Origin of the sequence: Rhizobium aethiopicum (assembly GCF_900094625.1) — a bacterium.
Classification (GTDB): Bacteria; Pseudomonadota; Alphaproteobacteria; order Rhizobiales; family Rhizobiaceae; genus Rhizobium; species Rhizobium aethiopicum.
In genome coordinates this window covers 23,856-38,259 of sequence record NZ_FMAJ01000001.1, presented here as the reverse complement: position 1 = coordinate 38,259, position 14,404 = coordinate 23,856, and the positions used below count along the sequence as shown (strand labels likewise).

Sequence of the window (14,404 nt, the reverse complement as noted above, 5' to 3'; positions counted from 1 at the left end):
AGCCTGACATCAATCGGCTTCGGACCGATGACGCCTTAACCGCGCCGGGCCGCCTCGATCGCTGCGACATCGATCTTTCTCATCGTCATCATTGCATCAAACGCGCGCTTTGCCTGGTCACCACCGGCCGAGAGTGCTTCGGAGAGGACGCGCGGCGTGATCTGCCAGGACAAACCCCATCTGTCCTTGCACCAGCCGCACTCGCTTTCCTGGCCGCCATTGCCGACGATGGCGTTCCAGTAGCGATCGGTTTCTTCCTGATCCTCGGTTGCAATCTGAAACGAAAAGGCTTCGCTGTGTTTGAATGCAGGACCGCCGTTCAGACCGATGCAAGGGACGCCCGCAACGGTGAATTCAACAACCAGTACATCTCCCTGCTGACCGTCAGGATAATCTCCCGGCGCACGAATGACAGCACCCACGGTGCTGTCAGGAAAAGTCGCGGCGTAAAAGCGGGCGGCATCCTCAGCGTCTTTGTTGAACCATAGGCAGATCGTGTTCTTTGCCATTGCACGGGCCTTCCCTCTTGGTTTGCAATTCCCACTCAAATAAGAGGCAAACCCTCTTTCTCCAGTCCATAGCGGCTATTTCCGCGACGGAGTGGTTTCGGTCGGGCCGCCTTTACCCACCCGACATGGCGGAGAGACGCGGTTGGATCCGGCAAAATAAAGGATGATACGGTTGCCGGCGATCGAGGAGTTCCGCCTCACGCCAGAGCCAACTCTTGTCCTCAGGACCACTCACGAAGTGAAGGCCGGCCTCGCAGAGACGGCTGACGGTTTCGTTCAGGTTCTCGCACTCGAAATATATTGTGGTTCCACCCCCGCCACCTTCGCCCTGATGTAGCGAAAAGGTACTGTCCCCATCCGGGCAGACGAAGCGCGCATACCGCGGACGGGCGTCGACGACCGGCTTGAGACCGAGACTGCAGTAAAAATCCCAGCCCGAGTCGAGGTCAGGCATCGTAACGGTCACCTGGTTCAGCCACATGATCTATCCTCCCCCGACTGCGTTCATCAAAAATGTCGGCGACTGGGGCATCGCGACATCCATAAAAAACAAAGAGCTGAAACCATCGCATGAATCGAATTCTCAGCTACACGCTTTTTGTGTCCTTGCGGCAAAACTCGTGTCAGACTGCGCAAGCTGCGCATCGCCTGCGCGCCGATCGAAAGGGCCGAAGCCATGCACAAGTTCACCGTTACCCTCACCCGCGAGATCGAGGCCGATACCGCCGAGGAGGCCGCCTTGCTCGTGTACCAGGAACTTTCGAAGGGACCCGTCCCTGACAGCTACGCGGTCACCGACGAGACGAAGGTGACCACGGAGATAAACCTGGACCGGAACAAGGCCGATGAATTCGCCAGCATCGATCACACCGCGGATCCTGGGAACTGGTAGGAGCCAGATCTCACGCCGGGCGAGCTTCACCTCTCGCTATTCGCGCCACGCCCGCGACAGCCCGGCTCTGAGGTGTCCCTTTTAGAGCCCCGAACGACATGCTCAACCGTCTGTGGAACGCAAGGAGCAACGCTGCGGCATGCCTTTAGGGTTGCCGCCCATAGGCTACGCTCCTTAGGAATTGCAAAGACACCGCGCTTTCATTTGACTTCGTAGATCTCTCTGCCCTCATCTCGAATCCTGCGCGCCCCTGGCGATGAGCGGATGAGGACAAGGGCTTGAAGGCCGCTCGGAATCCCAATCTATCCCGACACACACAAGCTATCGAGGATCGCCGAGGCGACGACGACCTCGGTTCCGGCGAGACCCACGGAGCAGAATAGCGTTATCTCGTCGGATGATCCCCGCCCGGCCGCCTTTCCGGCAACGATGTCAGCGAGGTCAGCTAGGCGGCCGTCGCTGGCGGAGCCGGCCAGGAAGAAGGGCGACGCGTAGGCGCGCGCCTGTTCGGGAGAATCCGTCGCGATCACCGCTGCGGCATCGGCGACATCCAGGCCGAGTTCGTACCCGTGAAGCGTCTTCGGGCCGACGGTATTGACGTGCGCGCCGGCTTTCAAATTCCGCACATGGAGGACGGGTGTTTGGCTCGTCGTCGCGCAGATGACGATGTCGGCGTCATCAACCGCTTTTGAGACGCTGCCGACAGCCTCCACCTCAAGCCCAAGGACGAACTGCATCTCGCTTGCAAATGCAGCACAATTTTTCTCATCCCGGCTGTAAACGCGGGCATGCTCGAGGTTTCGAACGGCGGCGGCTGCGGCGAGTTGGGTTCGCGCTTGCGCTCCGCTGCCGATGATGCCTGCAACCCTGGCGTCTGGCGCGCTGAGATGTCGGATGGCGAGCCCTCCGATCGCGCCGGTCCTGAGGTTGCCGAGGCGCGATCCGAAAACGATGCCTTTGAGCCTGGCGTCGTCGGCCGACCAAACGGCGACTATCTGCGTGTGTTCCACCCCATCGAATGTATCGTAGACGCGAAAACCCGCGAGCGGCTTGTCGCCAAAGATGCCGCCGACGGTAAAGACGAGATCGCCTCGATCGGGAAACGATACATGATGCCTCGGCGGCGAGATCAGCCGATTGGCGGCCCTGGCGCGAAACGCGGTTTCCACCGCATCGATCGCGACCGCCATCAACCCGCGCTCGTCAAGATCCTCGTCCCTCAGAATTTTCATCACGGCAGTCCTCCCTTTCGGGTGGCATCCTGCAACCCCAACCCAGCTTGAGGTCAAGAGGCCGGATGGTTCCCCACCGAGGCGAGTGTCGCCAACCGTTCACGGCCGCCCATCGGGACTGCGCACCTCAGCATGAGCAATGTGGTAGAATGCCGCGCCACAACAGAAGAAACACACGGATATCGCGCCCAAGCTCAAGAAAGCCTTACCCTGGGGTGCCCCGCAGGGCCTCGAAGGGCGAGGTGGGTGCTCACCACTATGACTGCAAGGTGCACTGCGGCATCAGTTCCTTTGCGCCGAAATCTCGGCCCGGCCGCAGCATCCTACCCCACCAAACGCCGCGCCATCATCACATCGTCGATCTCCCTGCCATCCTCCAGCACGGCGAAGGGAACGCGGCCAATCTCAACAAAACCCTGCCGCTCGTAGAAACGCATCGCCCCGGGGTTTTCGGCATTGACGAACAGCTCCAGCTGCCGGATGCCGATATCGCGCGCGTGATTCGAAATCGCCTCCAACAGTTTGACGGCAAGGCCCGTTCCGCGCAACTGGGCGCGGACATAGACCATGACGATCGTGGCGCGGTGGGCCATCTTGCTCGACCGCTGCCGAAACAGCCCCATGATGCCGACCGGCTCGCTCTCTTGGAAGGCGATGAAGACCGGTTCGTTCAGCCGATTGCGCCATTCCTCGAGAGGCAGAATTTCCCAGTCTTCGTAGCGGCTGGCAAAGGAGGACGGCTCGGCGCGAAGCGCTTCCAGGCGGATATGCCGAAAAGCCTCTACCTCGTCTGCCCCTATCAGCCTGATCGTCACGCCGTCCACATTCATCGCGACCTCCCGGAATACTGGAGATATGTCATCGCAGTCGGCTGCAGTGGATGCAATCGGAAAGCGGCGGGTTCGGCTTCTGTTGTCCCGTCGCGGCGCGCCAAGGCTCGAGCGAACCTCGTCCCTTACGTTGCCGTTGCGGAGGATGCGCGTATCAGGATGAGCTAGGATGGGTGTGCCATGGTCACCCCCTCTGTCCTGCCGGACATCTCCACCAAAAGGGTGGAGATTAGCAAGAGGCTGGACCATCGTTCCCTCGCTGCCGTAGAGGAACAATCATACGGCAGTTGGTTGGGGAAACCGTTGAGCCCAGCCGTTCTCCCTCCCCGTGGGGGAGATGTCCGGCAGAACAGAGGGGGCGCCACACGGTAGGCCAATAAAGGAGAAGCCTCGAAAGAGCTTCATCCTCAGGCGCCCAAAAAAGCCTCGAAGAACGAGGCATCCACGTCCTACGTCGTCAAAACACAAGGGCAACATCAGCCACCATCACTGCGCCGGAGTTCCCACCCGGCCACCCTTGCGGACAGTCGGCTCGCCGGTTGGGCGGAGATCCCACTGATCGGTGCGGACGCCCGGTTCTCGGGTTGGCTGCTGGCCACTCGTAGCCGGTTCGCGCGTCGATCTCACGACCAGATCGTCCGGCTGCTCTGCTGGTTCGAAGGCAGTCTGATCGCTCGGCCTTTCCATCTGGAACGGTGCGATCTGATGGATGACGACGAGAAGAACTATCCCGACCGCCGAGCACACGAGCGCATAGAGAATGAAATATTTCAGTGCATATCCCTCGCTAATCGACAGAGCGGCCTTGACAGCGGCGCGAATGATATTTCGCACATTATTGATGGATACTATCGGAGAAGGCAATAGATTTTAGCAAAGACTGGTAAGTTTCAGAAACAAACAGCACAGAATAAATAGTTATTGGTGAAAAACCCAGCAGCTCCCGTAATGCTGGATTTATATTTACTATCTCGGCGAAGGCGAGGAGCGCAGGGCAGGAGCAGCTCAACCGCGCTTGTATCGCATCCGGAATTCACGGGGGCTGCAGCCCTCGCGCTCGTGGAATACCCGCGAGAAATAGAACGGATCATCGATTCCGACCGAGGCGGCAACAATTTCGATCTTTTCGTCGGTAGTGACGAGCAGCTGCTTGGCATAGTCCATCCGCGCCCGAAGCTGGAAGGCCTTGGGCGGCAGGCCCGTTTCCGCGAGGAATTTCCGCCGCAGCGTGGCAGGCGACATGCCGTGATCGGCGGCAAAAGTTGCGAGGTCGAGCGGCTGCAGCGCCCTGCCCCTGAGCGTCTCGACGAGATCGCCGGTGGCCGCCCCACCTTCGACACCTACTGCAGAGCTCGCTTGCCGCGCAGCAGCGATCACAATGCGATGCAGCATCGATGCCGCAGAGGCCCGGCCAAGATGGCTGTCGTCGCTGAGATCGGCATGAAGCTGCCCGAAGAGCCGCGCCATCTCTTCGATATGGCGCAGCCCCACGAGCGGGTGGCGCTCGGCCATCAGCCGCATCCGGACGAAATCCCGCGGGAACGAGCCTTCGAACAGCGCCCAGCGCTCGTCCCAGCCGGCTTCGTCAGGCCCATAGGAATGGAGCCGGCTTGGAAACAGCCAGAACAGCGCCGGGCCCTCCACGCGCTGGCGCCCGCCGGCGGCGGTTTCAAGAAAACCCTGCCCGCGCTCAACCAGGACCACCGCAAAACTCGGCAGTTTCCGGTCCTTTACCGCATGTCGCGCATGCTGCCTGCCGCTGCCGGTCACGGCAAGCCCGCCGGCGGCGGCAAGGGGAGATCGATAGATGGCCTCGGCTTGTCTCATGAGCGAAAAGTCCAGCTGCAACTTTCCTCCATGGCGACCGACGCACGCAGCACGTTAATTGGAGGCAGGTTAAGTCAAGCCACGGATGAGTGAAATGTCAATTGCCGCGAAAGCCGCCGAAATGAGGACGATGCAAATACCGCTCGCCGCCCATGGCAAGACGATCCCGGCCGAACGGCTCGGCGCGCTTACGCCGACCGATCCCGCCATCGGCATCGAGGCCATCCGCCGCCGCTATCAAGAGGATGGTTATGTCTGGCTGAAAGGCCTGCTGCCGAGGGCCGACGTGATCGATTTCCGCCGCTGGGTCTTCACCCGCCTCGCCGAAACCGGCCTGCTCGAACCCGGGCACGATTTCGCCCTCGGCATCGCCGCCGCCGAAGTCGTCGACTGGAACTTCGCCAACCGCCGGCTAATGTCGATCGTCCGCTCCGCCGCCTATGAAGGCTTCTGCGCGCAGCCTCCGCTCGTGCGCTTCATGGACGCCTTCCTCGAGGGCATTTCGTACCTACACAAGCGCAAGCTGATGCGTTATGTCCAACCGGGAACGCCGACGGCCACCCCCGCCCATTACGACCTCGTCTACCTCCGCGGCGGCACCAGCCGGCTCGTGACGGCCTGGATCCCGATCGGCGACACCCCCGCCGAAATGGGCGGCCTGGTTTATCTCGAAGGCTCGCATGCGCTCGGCCGCGGCATGGAGGCGGAATTCGGGGCTCGCAGCGGCGATCTCTCGCCGGAAGAGCGGATCAGCGCCTATAACCGCCACATGGCCGAAGGCGGCTGGATCTCCAAGGATCTGCCCGACATGGCCGAACGCTTCGACACCCGCTGGCTCGCCGCCGATTATGAGGCCGGCGATGTCGTGCTGCACTCCCCCTACATGATCCACGCGTCCACCACGAACGGGGACCGCGCCCGGCGGCTGCGCCTCTCCACCGACATCCGCTACCAGAACGTCGACGACGAAATCGACGTCCGCTGGAGCAACCACTGGAGCCTCGGGGATATGCTGTAGGGCTTCGTGTCTTTGAAGCGAAATCGCCGCACATTTTTGCGACATGATTCATAAAGCCGTCAGCGCCGCCGCCTGTTCCAGGCTGATGCCGTTGGCGAGCGGATCGGCGTGACGGTGCGCCAGCCGCCATTCTCCGTCCTCGCGGCGATAGACCAGCGTGACCCGCAGCGACCAGTCCTGCATCGGCAGGCCGCCGACCTCGACCCGGCAGCGCTCGATGACGGCGAGCACGACAATATCGGCCGAGCCGTAGGCCTGCACCACCTCCTGCTCGAAACTGCCATTTGCAAAGAAGCGGCCGACGGACTGCCAGAGCTCCTCGCTCAGCTCGGCCTCGCGCGTCGGCCGGCCGCCGAAGGGAGACATCAGCGTGAAATCGGCCGCATGCGGGTTGAGGGCGCGGTAGGCTTCGATATCGCCGCGCATCAGCGCCGCATTCGCCTCGGCCGTGCGGCAGACGAGTTCGGCGCACGCATAGTTGGCGGCGAAACCGCCGTTGCCCGCGCCGGGGAAACCACGATCGGCTTCGGCCAGTATTGAATTGCATCTTGATGGCATGAGCTTGCTCCCTCAGCGATGCGAACGCCGTTTGCGCCGCCGCCGGACGATCCCACTTCAGCCATCATGAATCCAATGATATGATTTCATCGATATGCTGAATCTGGCTGATCTCTCCCGCACCGATCTCAACCTCCTTGTGCTCTTCGAGGCGGTGCTGGAGGAGCGTCATGTCGGGCGCGCGGCCGAGCGGCTGAACCTCACCTCCTCGGCCGTCAGCCACGGTCTCGGTCGGCTGCGGCGGCTCATGAACGATCCGCTGTTCCTGCGCACGCCGAAGGGCGTCGTGCCGACGGCTCGGGCATTGGAGCTCGCCGCCCCGATCGCCGATGTGCTCGCCCGCGTGCGCAGCGTGCTGTCGGCAGCCGAACCCTTCGATCCGGCCAGGTCGACGCGCCGTTTCACCATCGGCGCTCCGGACGGCATTTCGGCCGTGCTGCTGGCGCCCGTTATCGCCGAGCTTTCCCGCACCGCGCCCGGCATCGATATCGGCATCCGGCAACTGCTGCCGGCGCCGGGCGAGGCCAGTCCCGAGCGCGCCTGGCGCGGCGCCTTCGCCGATCTCGACGAGCGGGTCACCGATATTGCGGTCATCCCGACCGGGCACATTCCCGAGCGCTTTCATGTGAGCGGGCTTTATGACGAGGATTTCGTCGTGGCGATGCGCGCCGGCCATGCCTTCGCCGGCGAGCCGACGCTGGCGCGGTATGGCGAGCTGCAGCACTTGGTCGTCTCGCTCGGCGGCGATCCGCACGGCTTCGTCGACGAGGCGCTGGCAAGGCTCGGCGGCACGCGCCGCGTCGCGCTGACCGTGCCGAACTTCATGTTCGCGCTCGCTATTCTTGCTGAAACCGACCTGCTCTGCGCCCTGCCGAGGCGCTTTGCCGCCATGCACGCGGCGCGCCTCGGCCTCGAATGCGTCGACGCGCCGCTGGAGCTCACGCGGTTCCGCATCAATGCCGTGCTCCCCAAGGTCGCGCTGATGGATGCCGGCGTCGCCTGGCTGCTTGCCATCCTCGAGAAAGCGCAGCCGCCCTTGCCGCCGGCCGGCCGATCTCCCGCCGCCATTTGAGCCCTTCAATCCGGTTGGGAAAGGTTTTAGACTGCCGACGCCGACAGCTTGCTTGGAGGCGGTCCCGAGGACCGGCGGGCGTTCGGCTGAGGGGAACCGCATGTCGGCAATCGCATCTCTATTTCAGGAAGCCGCCCGGCTCGCGGCCGGGTTCCGTGAGCGCGCGCCCATCCGCCATGTGCCGCGGCACGATTATGCCGCCTCGCTTGCCGCCTTCGACGAGCCGCTGCCGACGGCCGGCGCCGACATGGCCGATGTCATCAGGCAGCTCGCCGCGGACGCCGAGCCCGGCCTGCACTTCATGACCGGCCCGCGCTTCTTCGGCTGGGTCATCGGCGGCTCGCACCCGGTCGGCGTCGCGGCCGATTTCCTGACCAGCGCCTGGGGCCAGAATGCCGGAAACCACGTCGCCGCCCCGGCCGCCGCCGCCGTCGAAACCGTCTCGGCAAGATGGCTTCTCGATATATTGAAACTGCCGGCCGAAAGCTCGGTCGGATTCGTCACGGGTGCGACGGTCGCCAATTTCACCTGCCTTGCCGCCGCCCGCGGCGAAGTGCTGCGCAAGGTTGGCTGGGATGCGGATGCCAAGGGCCTGTTCGGCGCGCCCGAGATTACCGTGCTCATCGGCGACGACGCCCACACGACCGTCTTTTCCGCCCTTCAGTTCCTCGGCCTCGGGCACGACCGCGTGCTGCGCCTGCCAACCGATCGGGTGGGCCGGATCGATCCGACCGCCCTGCCCGGCACGCTTGCAGCGGTCAGCGGTCCTTCCATCGCCATTCTCCAGGCCGGACAAATCAATACCGGCGCCTTCGACGATTTTCCCCGCATCATTCCGGCCCTGAAGGAAAAAGGCGCCTGGGTGCATATCGACGGCGCCTTCGGCCTCTGGGCGCAGGCTTCGGAAAAATTTAGCCATCTCAGCCGCGGCGTCGAGGCGGCAGACAGCTGGGCGACCGATGGTCACAAATGGCTGCAGACGCCCTATGACTGCGGCTATGCGATCGTGCGCGACGAACTCGCCCACCGCCGCGCCATGACGATCGCCGCGAGCTACCTGCCGCTGGCGGCCGAGGGCGAGCGCGACCCCTCCCATTACGTGCCGGAGCTTTCCCGGCGCGCCCGCGGCTTCGCCACCTGGGCGATGCTGAAACATCTCGGCCGCGACGGCATCGCCGCCCTCATCGACCAATGCTGCGCCTCCGCCGGTCTGCTGGCCGAGCATCTCCAGCGCGAACCCGGCATCACCATCTTGAACGAGATCACGCTGAACCAGCTCATCCTCCGCTTCGCCGCCGACCTCCCGGACGATGAAAGCGACGCGATCACCCGCAAAACAATCGCAAAGATCCGCGAGGACGCCACCCTCTTCGCCGGCGGCGCCAAATGGCGCGGCCGCGACGTCCTGCGGCTCTCCGTCACCAATTTTCAGACGACCGCGGACGAGGCCCGGCTGGCAGCGGAAAGCATCGTCGCCGCGTTCCGGAGCGTCAGCCGCAGCTGACCTTATTCCACTTGGGCATCGGCCATTGACACCTCCCCGAGCAGGGTTACGGTCCTCTCTTCTGGATTGAGGGGAAACGTGCCTCTCTAAGTCGCTCCTATCGGAACGACCCGATAACCGAGATGAGAAACGGATATGAATAGCTCACGGCCATCACACGCGGTTCCGGGAACGGCAGCCATCTTCCTGATGGTGATCGTTCTGGCTTGCGCATTGCCGGTTTTCTTCCTCTCTGGCATCGGCGGTTTGATCGCATGGGCAGACTACGCCGACCGCGGCTGCCCCCATGCCGTCCAGTGCGAGGACGCCGTGGACGTGATGTGGATTGCCGTCCTTCTATCCTTCACTTGTGTCACGCTCATCGCGCTGTGTGTCTGGCGCCTGCATCGTGGCGGCCTGTTTCGCAACGAGAAGGCGATTGAACAGAAATGATGGCTTTTCCCATGTCTCGATATCTCCCCGCGATTGTCGCTCTTCTCACCCTGATCCCGGCCGCCGGCCATACCAGTGAGGCGGGTGGAAAATTGACGCTTCCTCCTGCGAAAGACTGCGTGGAAGTCGGCGGGATCGTCTTGCCGGGAATGGCCGGAGGCCCGCCCTATGCGGCAGCCGAGCTCAAATGCGGCGCAAAGCTGTCGCTCGTACTTCAACGCCAGACCGGCATGAATGGAAACCTCCCCGTCTGGACCATGGTCGACCAGGTAACGATCACTAAGCCGAGCCCCCGCCACGAACTTCTGCAGCCGGCCTATTGCTCATCGAGCCGGTTTCCCGATGCCTCCGTCTTCGCGCTCGGCAGAATGGCGGAACAGCCGGACGGCTCCTATCGATCGGAGAAGCTGGTCAAAGCCTGGAGGTTCGATATCAAACGCGAAAGGCTGACCGTCATCCCCGTCGACGGCGTGCTGTGCGAACTTGACGCCGTCGATTGACGGTCGATCAGCAATTCGGATGCATCCGAAGGCAAGCGGGCTTCATCGTCGAACGGCAACGACCGAGCTGGCTCGGTAGCGTGACAGCTGGACCCGGTTGGATTGATTGCCGCCGAAGAGATAGACGTACTGGCGCCGCTGATCGAAATGATCGAACAGGCTGACATGGAACCGCCTGCCGCTTCGGATGACAACGACATCTCCCCGCTTCGCCGAGCGGAAGAAGACCGGCTTGCCAAACCTTTTCCAGGACACTGCCATATTCGGATTGGCCGGCGGCTGGCGGGACGATCGTTTGGCGACGAAGGCGAGGAAGGCTCCGCACCACGACGTTCGGCGGGGATTGATGCTGAGAAACGAAATGGAACGTTCGTGCATGCGATTATATTTCGAAGCCGTAACGAGCATGTCGGCCTCACACGGTACGGCAAAAACCGTGAGGGCTATGACGAGAATAATTTTCATTGTTTCTCACCATTGTTTGGATAATTTGGAACATCCGAAATGTGGCGAAGAAAAACTCGCGGCCGGAACGTATATTTGAATCATGGCGGCAATTAGAAGCAATTTAACCGAGTATTTGTCAGTCTTTACAGAAAAGAAACCTTAGGCGGCATGTGACACCGCTGTGAAAACAATGTGGCAACCTTCGAAGCTCGGTTGGCGCATCCGGAAACTTCGATCCCCTGGGCGACGCCCCGCCAGCTCTATAACAATGCCTCAGCGGAACGGCCGCCGACACTCACAACGACGCAGAGGTGCGGGCGTTTGTTACGATGCGATTATGTTTCCAAGAATTGGATCGAATACTTCGAATTCTTGTAAGTAGTTCTGACCTGCTGTCTTCGATCTGGCCGGACCGCAAAATTTAGGCTTTGGCTGAGATCGCGCTGAACTCCTCGAGATCGAGGTCCCGTTCCAGCTCCTGCAGCGTCTCGTCATCGATATCGCCTGCCCTGTGGAGTCGGATGAGTTCCCGGCGTCCGGTTGCGACCGCCTCATGAACCACATCGAAGTGAGCATGGAGGACCGGCATGTAGTGTTCCGTTCTCGCGGCATAGTCCACGATCGCCGTGGCACGGCGTTGGGATCATTCCGGCGGGCGTACATGCTCGCCTCGTCACGAAACGTTTGCACCGACACAAATTTACTTGCCCTTCTCAATGCGGCATATGTTTCTGTCTGTAGGTAAGCGGCATGAGCGGGGAAACATGACTTCAACACATGCAGACAAAACCGGCGACGTCGCCAGCCGTAGCGGCTTTGTCGGACTGGTCGTCGGCGCAGTCGGCGTCGTCTATGGCGACATCGGCACCAGTCCGCTTTATGCCTTTCGCGAGGCGCTCAGGCCCTTCGCCGCCGATGGCGTACACGAGCCGGAGGTGATCGGGCTGATTTCGCTGATGGTCTGGACGCTGACCGTCATCGTGACCTTCAAATATGTTCTGTTTCTTCTCAGGGCGGATAATGACGGCGAAGGTGGCACTCTCTCGCTTCTTGCCCTCCTGATGAAGAAGATGGGACGAAACGTGCCTGTGATGTTCTTCGCGGGCTTGATTGGAGCTGCGCTCTTCATAGGCGATGCGATGATCACGCCTGCTCTCTCGGTCATGTCAGCGCTCGAAGGCCTGAAGCTGGTCACGCCGGCTTTCGCCGATTATGTCCCGCTCGCCTCGGCTGCTATCATGATGGTTCTCTTTGCGGCGCAGTCGAGGGGGACTGCAGCTGTCTCTACGTTCTTCGGGCCGATAACGGTCTTGTGGTTTCTGGCCATGGCTGTCGGCGGGTTGATCCATATCGGCGACGACTGGAGGATTCTGGCCGCCCTCAATCCGATCAATGCGCTCTCATTCCTCGCTCATGCCGGCAGCGTCGGGCTCATCGTGCTCGGCGCCGTCTTTCTGACGGTGACGGGCGCCGAAGCGCTCTACGCCGATCTCGGGCATTTCGGACGCCGCCCCATCCAGACGGCATGGTTCGTGCTCGTCTTTCCGGCATTGCTCCTGAACTATCTCGGCCAGGGCGCGCTTGTTCTCGCCCATCCCGAAACGGCCACCAATCCGTTCTTTCTGATGTATCCGGATTGGATCCTGCTGCCGGTGGTCATCCTGGCAACGATGGCGACCATCATCGCCAGCCAGGCTGTCATCACCGGCGCGTTTTCCTTGGCCCGCTCGGCGGTTCATCTCGGCTTCCTGCCAAGGCTGCGGATCAAGTTCACGTCGGAGACCAACACCGGCCAAATTTACGTACCGAGCGTCAATCTTCTGCTGCTGGTCGGCGTACTGATGCTGATCTTTTCCTTCGGCGACTCCGAGTCGCTGGCGACTGCCTACGGCATCTCTGTGACCGGAACCATGGTCATCTCGACCATGCTGTCCTTCCAGTTCCTGCGGGCTGTCTGGGGCTACTCTCTCATGCTCGCAGTCACCCTGCTGCTGCCGCTCTTCATTATCGAAGTCTTGTTCCTGGCCGCCAATTTGTTGAAGATCCATGACGGCGGCTGGGTTCCGATCGCCCTGGCGCTGGCGATCATGATTTTGATGTGGACGTGGACTCGCGGCCAGGCCTACCTGAAGAGACTGCGCGCCAACAACGAAATTCCGCTCGATTCCTTCATCCGGTCGATCGAGCGGAAGTCGGACCATTCGCCGGTCACCGTTCCGGGAACCGCGGTTTTTCTGACTAGCGTCCCGGACCGGACGCCGAGCGTTCTGCTCCACAATCTCAAGCACAATCATGTGCTCCACGAACAGAACGTGATCCTGACCGTCTGGACCGAGGACGAGCCTTACGTCCCCGACAGTAGACGCATCAAACTCAGCCAGCTCTCGCCGCGGTTTGTGCGCCTGGACATTACCTTCGGCTTCATGGACGATCCGGATGTCACAAGAGCCTTGGCTCTTTGCCGGGAGGGAGGCTTCAAGTTCGAGATCATGAAAACGTCCTTCTACCTCGGTCGCCGCAACCTGGTCAGGACACCGAACACCGGTTTGCCCGGCTGGCAGGAACGGATATTCATGGGATTGGAAGGCTTTGCAATCGATCCCTCCGACTATTTCAATCTGCCGTCAAATCGCGTCGTCGAGCTTGGCGAACAGGTTGCCATTTAGAGCCTGATGGCGCCTCGGCCCGCTTTGGCGCCGCCTCGTCACCGGCGACCATTGCCGTGATTTAACTGGAAGCCCCGGCCTATCACCTTACATGCTACTTCGTGAGGCAAGGAGGACATATGAAGAGGCGGACCCTTGTACTTGGTGGCGCAGTTATTGTCGCATCATCGATCGCTGCGGCGGCAATCTGGCCGCGGCGACACGTCGTGGTGGCAGCCCGGACATTCGACTGGAAGGGCAGTGATTTCCTGAGCGGCGGTACCAAGTCCGTCGCATTGGCAAAGCTGCCCGCGCCGCTCTTCCGCACTCGTCCAAATTGCGTGATAACCGTCGCCCAGACCCTTGGCCCCTGCTATGTCAACGATGTCCCGGTCCGGCAGGACATCTCGGAAGGTAAAGCCGGATTGCCATTGCGGCTGGCCGTCCGTATCGTCCATGCAGCCGATTGCCGTCCTGTCAACAACGCCGATATCGAAATATGGCATACCGATCATCGTGGCATCTATTCCGGCCGGGAAGCTGCAAGAATGTGTACGCTTGGCGATGCTGAGGCGGTGAGCGGGCTCGCCTTTCGCGGCCGTCAGTTGACCGATGAGGCCGGGCAGGCAAGTTTTTTAACGACCTATCCGGGATGGTATGAGGGCCGCACCCCGCATGTACACTGCCGCATCCTGGTCGAACGCAACGAACTTCTCGTCAGCCAGGTCTATTTCGACGATGCACTGAGCGACTTGATCTATGGCGAGCATCCCGATTATCTTGGACGCCCTCCCCGCAATACGCGCAACGACGATGACCGCCTCATCCCTGGTAGGGACGCTGCCGATCACATATTCGATTTCGAAAAACTCGAAGGCGGCGTTCTTTCCGCCACGATTACAATCGGCCTTTCTTCCTGAGCCGATCGCGGCGGAGCG

15 protein-coding genes and 2 pseudogenes are annotated in these 14,404 nt (G+C 61.5%); 8 read left to right on the top strand and 9 right to left on the bottom strand.

Going from position 1 to position 14,404, the window contains the following annotated elements; genetic code table 11:
- Nucleotides 1–35 precede the first annotated feature (35 nt).
- Nucleotides 36–509, bottom strand: a complete 474-nt coding sequence (locus tag GA0061105_RS00220) for a VOC family protein (RefSeq protein ID WP_092747245.1) — start codon at nt 507–509, stop codon at nt 36–38.
- A 75-nt stretch (nt 510–584) separates the two neighbouring features.
- Nucleotides 585–990 (bottom strand): annotated as a pseudogene (locus GA0061105_RS00215) (VOC family protein).
- Nucleotides 991–1,185: 195 nt separating this feature from the next.
- On the opposite strand from GA0061105_RS00215, the gene GA0061105_RS00210 reads away from it, so the two are divergent.
- Nucleotides 1,186–1,401 carry a hypothetical protein gene (locus tag GA0061105_RS00210; RefSeq protein ID WP_064692110.1) on the top strand — a complete coding sequence of 72 codons (216 nt, stop codon included), beginning with the start codon at nt 1,186–1,188 and terminating at the stop codon, nt 1,399–1,401.
- A gap of 302 nt (nt 1,402–1,703) precedes the next feature.
- Here the strand turns inward: GA0061105_RS00210 and GA0061105_RS00205 are convergent, their stop codons facing one another.
- The 4 genes from GA0061105_RS00205 to GA0061105_RS00185 form a co-directional block, all read right to left on the bottom strand.
- Nucleotides 1,704–2,636, bottom strand: a complete 933-nt coding sequence (locus tag GA0061105_RS00205; RefSeq protein WP_092747243.1) for an ornithine cyclodeaminase family protein — start codon at nt 2,634–2,636, stop codon at nt 1,704–1,706.
- Nucleotides 2,637–2,956: 320 nt separating this feature from the next.
- A complete protein-coding gene (locus GA0061105_RS00200) occupies nt 2,957–3,463 on the bottom strand; it encodes a GNAT family N-acetyltransferase (protein ID WP_092747241.1) in 507 nt (168 codons plus the stop codon).
- Between the two features lie 486 nt (nt 3,464–3,949).
- Nucleotides 3,950–4,297, bottom strand: coding sequence for a hypothetical protein (locus GA0061105_RS00190; RefSeq protein ID WP_245294294.1), 348 nt, complete (start codon nt 4,295–4,297; stop codon nt 3,950–3,952).
- A gap of 171 nt (nt 4,298–4,468) precedes the next feature.
- On the bottom strand, nt 4,469–5,290 hold the full coding sequence (locus tag GA0061105_RS00185; RefSeq protein ID WP_092748237.1) for a helix-turn-helix transcriptional regulator: 822 nt from the start codon (nt 5,288–5,290) through the stop codon (nt 4,469–4,471).
- A 94-nt stretch (nt 5,291–5,384) separates the two neighbouring features.
- On the opposite strand from GA0061105_RS00185, the gene GA0061105_RS00180 reads away from it, so the two are divergent.
- The gene (locus GA0061105_RS00180; protein ID WP_092747237.1) at nt 5,385–6,308 is read left to right on the top strand and encodes a phytanoyl-CoA dioxygenase family protein; all 924 of its coding nucleotides are present in this window, start codon (nt 5,385–5,387) and stop codon (nt 6,306–6,308) included.
- A gap of 48 nt (nt 6,309–6,356) precedes the next feature.
- On the opposite strand, the gene GA0061105_RS00175 is transcribed toward GA0061105_RS00180, so the two are convergent.
- Nucleotides 6,357–6,866: a YybH family protein gene (locus GA0061105_RS00175; RefSeq protein WP_092747235.1), complete on the bottom strand. Its 510-nt coding sequence runs from the start codon at nt 6,864–6,866 to the stop codon at nt 6,357–6,359.
- Nucleotides 6,867–6,960: 94 nt separating this feature from the next.
- On the opposite strand from GA0061105_RS00175, the gene GA0061105_RS00170 reads away from it, so the two are divergent.
- The 4 genes from GA0061105_RS00170 (at nt 6,961) to GA0061105_RS00155 (ending at nt 10,374) form a co-directional block, all read left to right on the top strand.
- Nucleotides 6,961–7,938 carry a LysR family transcriptional regulator gene (locus tag GA0061105_RS00170; RefSeq protein WP_092747233.1) on the top strand — a complete coding sequence of 326 codons (978 nt, stop codon included), beginning with the start codon at nt 6,961–6,963 and terminating at the stop codon, nt 7,936–7,938.
- A gap of 100 nt (nt 7,939–8,038) precedes the next feature.
- Nucleotides 8,039–9,442 carry a pyridoxal phosphate-dependent decarboxylase family protein gene (locus tag GA0061105_RS00165; protein ID WP_092747231.1) on the top strand — a complete coding sequence of 468 codons (1,404 nt, stop codon included), beginning with the start codon at nt 8,039–8,041 and terminating at the stop codon, nt 9,440–9,442.
- 135 nt (nt 9,443–9,577) lie between these two features.
- On the top strand, nt 9,578–9,874 hold the full coding sequence (locus tag GA0061105_RS00160) for a hypothetical protein (protein ID WP_092747229.1): 297 nt from the start codon (nt 9,578–9,580) through the stop codon (nt 9,872–9,874).
- Nucleotides 9,875–9,885: 11 nt separating this feature from the next.
- Nucleotides 9,886–10,374, top strand: a complete 489-nt coding sequence (locus GA0061105_RS00155; RefSeq protein WP_092748235.1) for a hypothetical protein — start codon at nt 9,886–9,888, stop codon at nt 10,372–10,374.
- Nucleotides 10,375–10,416: 42 nt separating this feature from the next.
- Here the strand turns inward: GA0061105_RS00155 and GA0061105_RS00150 are convergent, their stop codons facing one another.
- On the bottom strand, nt 10,417–10,839 hold the full coding sequence (locus GA0061105_RS00150) for a TIGR02594 family protein (RefSeq protein ID WP_092747227.1): 423 nt from the start codon (nt 10,837–10,839) through the stop codon (nt 10,417–10,419).
- Nucleotides 10,840–11,242: 403 nt separating this feature from the next.
- Nucleotides 11,243–11,461: pseudogene (locus GA0061105_RS00145) on the bottom strand (Na+/H+ antiporter); the annotation flags it as partial.
- Nucleotides 11,462–11,585: 124 nt separating this feature from the next.
- Between GA0061105_RS00145 and GA0061105_RS00140 the strand changes: the two are divergent.
- Both GA0061105_RS00140 and GA0061105_RS00135 read left to right on the top strand, forming a co-directional pair.
- The gene (locus GA0061105_RS00140; RefSeq protein ID WP_092747225.1) at nt 11,586–13,487 is read left to right on the top strand and encodes a potassium transporter Kup; all 1,902 of its coding nucleotides are present in this window, start codon (nt 11,586–11,588) and stop codon (nt 13,485–13,487) included.
- A 119-nt stretch (nt 13,488–13,606) separates the two neighbouring features.
- Complete coding sequence (locus GA0061105_RS00135) at nt 13,607–14,386, top strand: dioxygenase family protein (protein WP_092747223.1); 780 nt, start codon at nt 13,607–13,609, stop codon at nt 14,384–14,386.
- The last annotated feature ends 18 nt before the right edge of the window (nt 14,387–14,404 follow it).

Coding starts and splice junctions, on each gene's coding strand:
- GA0061105_RS00220 (WP_092747245.1), bottom strand. CDS start 509: ATGGCAAAGAACACGATCTGCCTATGGTTCAACAAAGACGCTGAGGAT.
- GA0061105_RS00210 (WP_064692110.1), top strand. CDS start 1,186: ATGCACAAGTTCACCGTTACCCTCACCCGCGAGATCGAGGCCGATACC.
- GA0061105_RS00200 (WP_092747241.1), bottom strand. CDS start 3,463: ATGAATGTGGACGGCGTGACGATCAGGCTGATAGGGGCAGACGAGGTA.
- GA0061105_RS00185 (WP_092748237.1), bottom strand. CDS start 5,290: ATGAGACAAGCCGAGGCCATCTATCGATCTCCCCTTGCCGCCGCCGGC.
- GA0061105_RS00180 (WP_092747237.1), top strand. CDS start 5,385: ATGTCAATTGCCGCGAAAGCCGCCGAAATGAGGACGATGCAAATACCG.
- GA0061105_RS00175 (WP_092747235.1), bottom strand. CDS start 6,866: ATGCCATCAAGATGCAATTCAATACTGGCCGAAGCCGATCGTGGTTTC.
- GA0061105_RS00170 (WP_092747233.1), top strand. CDS start 6,961: ATGCTGAATCTGGCTGATCTCTCCCGCACCGATCTCAACCTCCTTGTG.
- GA0061105_RS00165 (WP_092747231.1), top strand. CDS start 8,039: ATGTCGGCAATCGCATCTCTATTTCAGGAAGCCGCCCGGCTCGCGGCC.
- GA0061105_RS00160 (WP_092747229.1), top strand. CDS start 9,578: ATGAATAGCTCACGGCCATCACACGCGGTTCCGGGAACGGCAGCCATC.
- GA0061105_RS00155 (WP_092748235.1), top strand. CDS start 9,886: ATGTCTCGATATCTCCCCGCGATTGTCGCTCTTCTCACCCTGATCCCG.
- GA0061105_RS00150 (WP_092747227.1), bottom strand. CDS start 10,839: ATGAAAATTATTCTCGTCATAGCCCTCACGGTTTTTGCCGTACCGTGT.
- GA0061105_RS00140 (WP_092747225.1), top strand. CDS start 11,586: ATGACTTCAACACATGCAGACAAAACCGGCGACGTCGCCAGCCGTAGC.
- GA0061105_RS00135 (WP_092747223.1), top strand. CDS start 13,607: ATGAAGAGGCGGACCCTTGTACTTGGTGGCGCAGTTATTGTCGCATCA.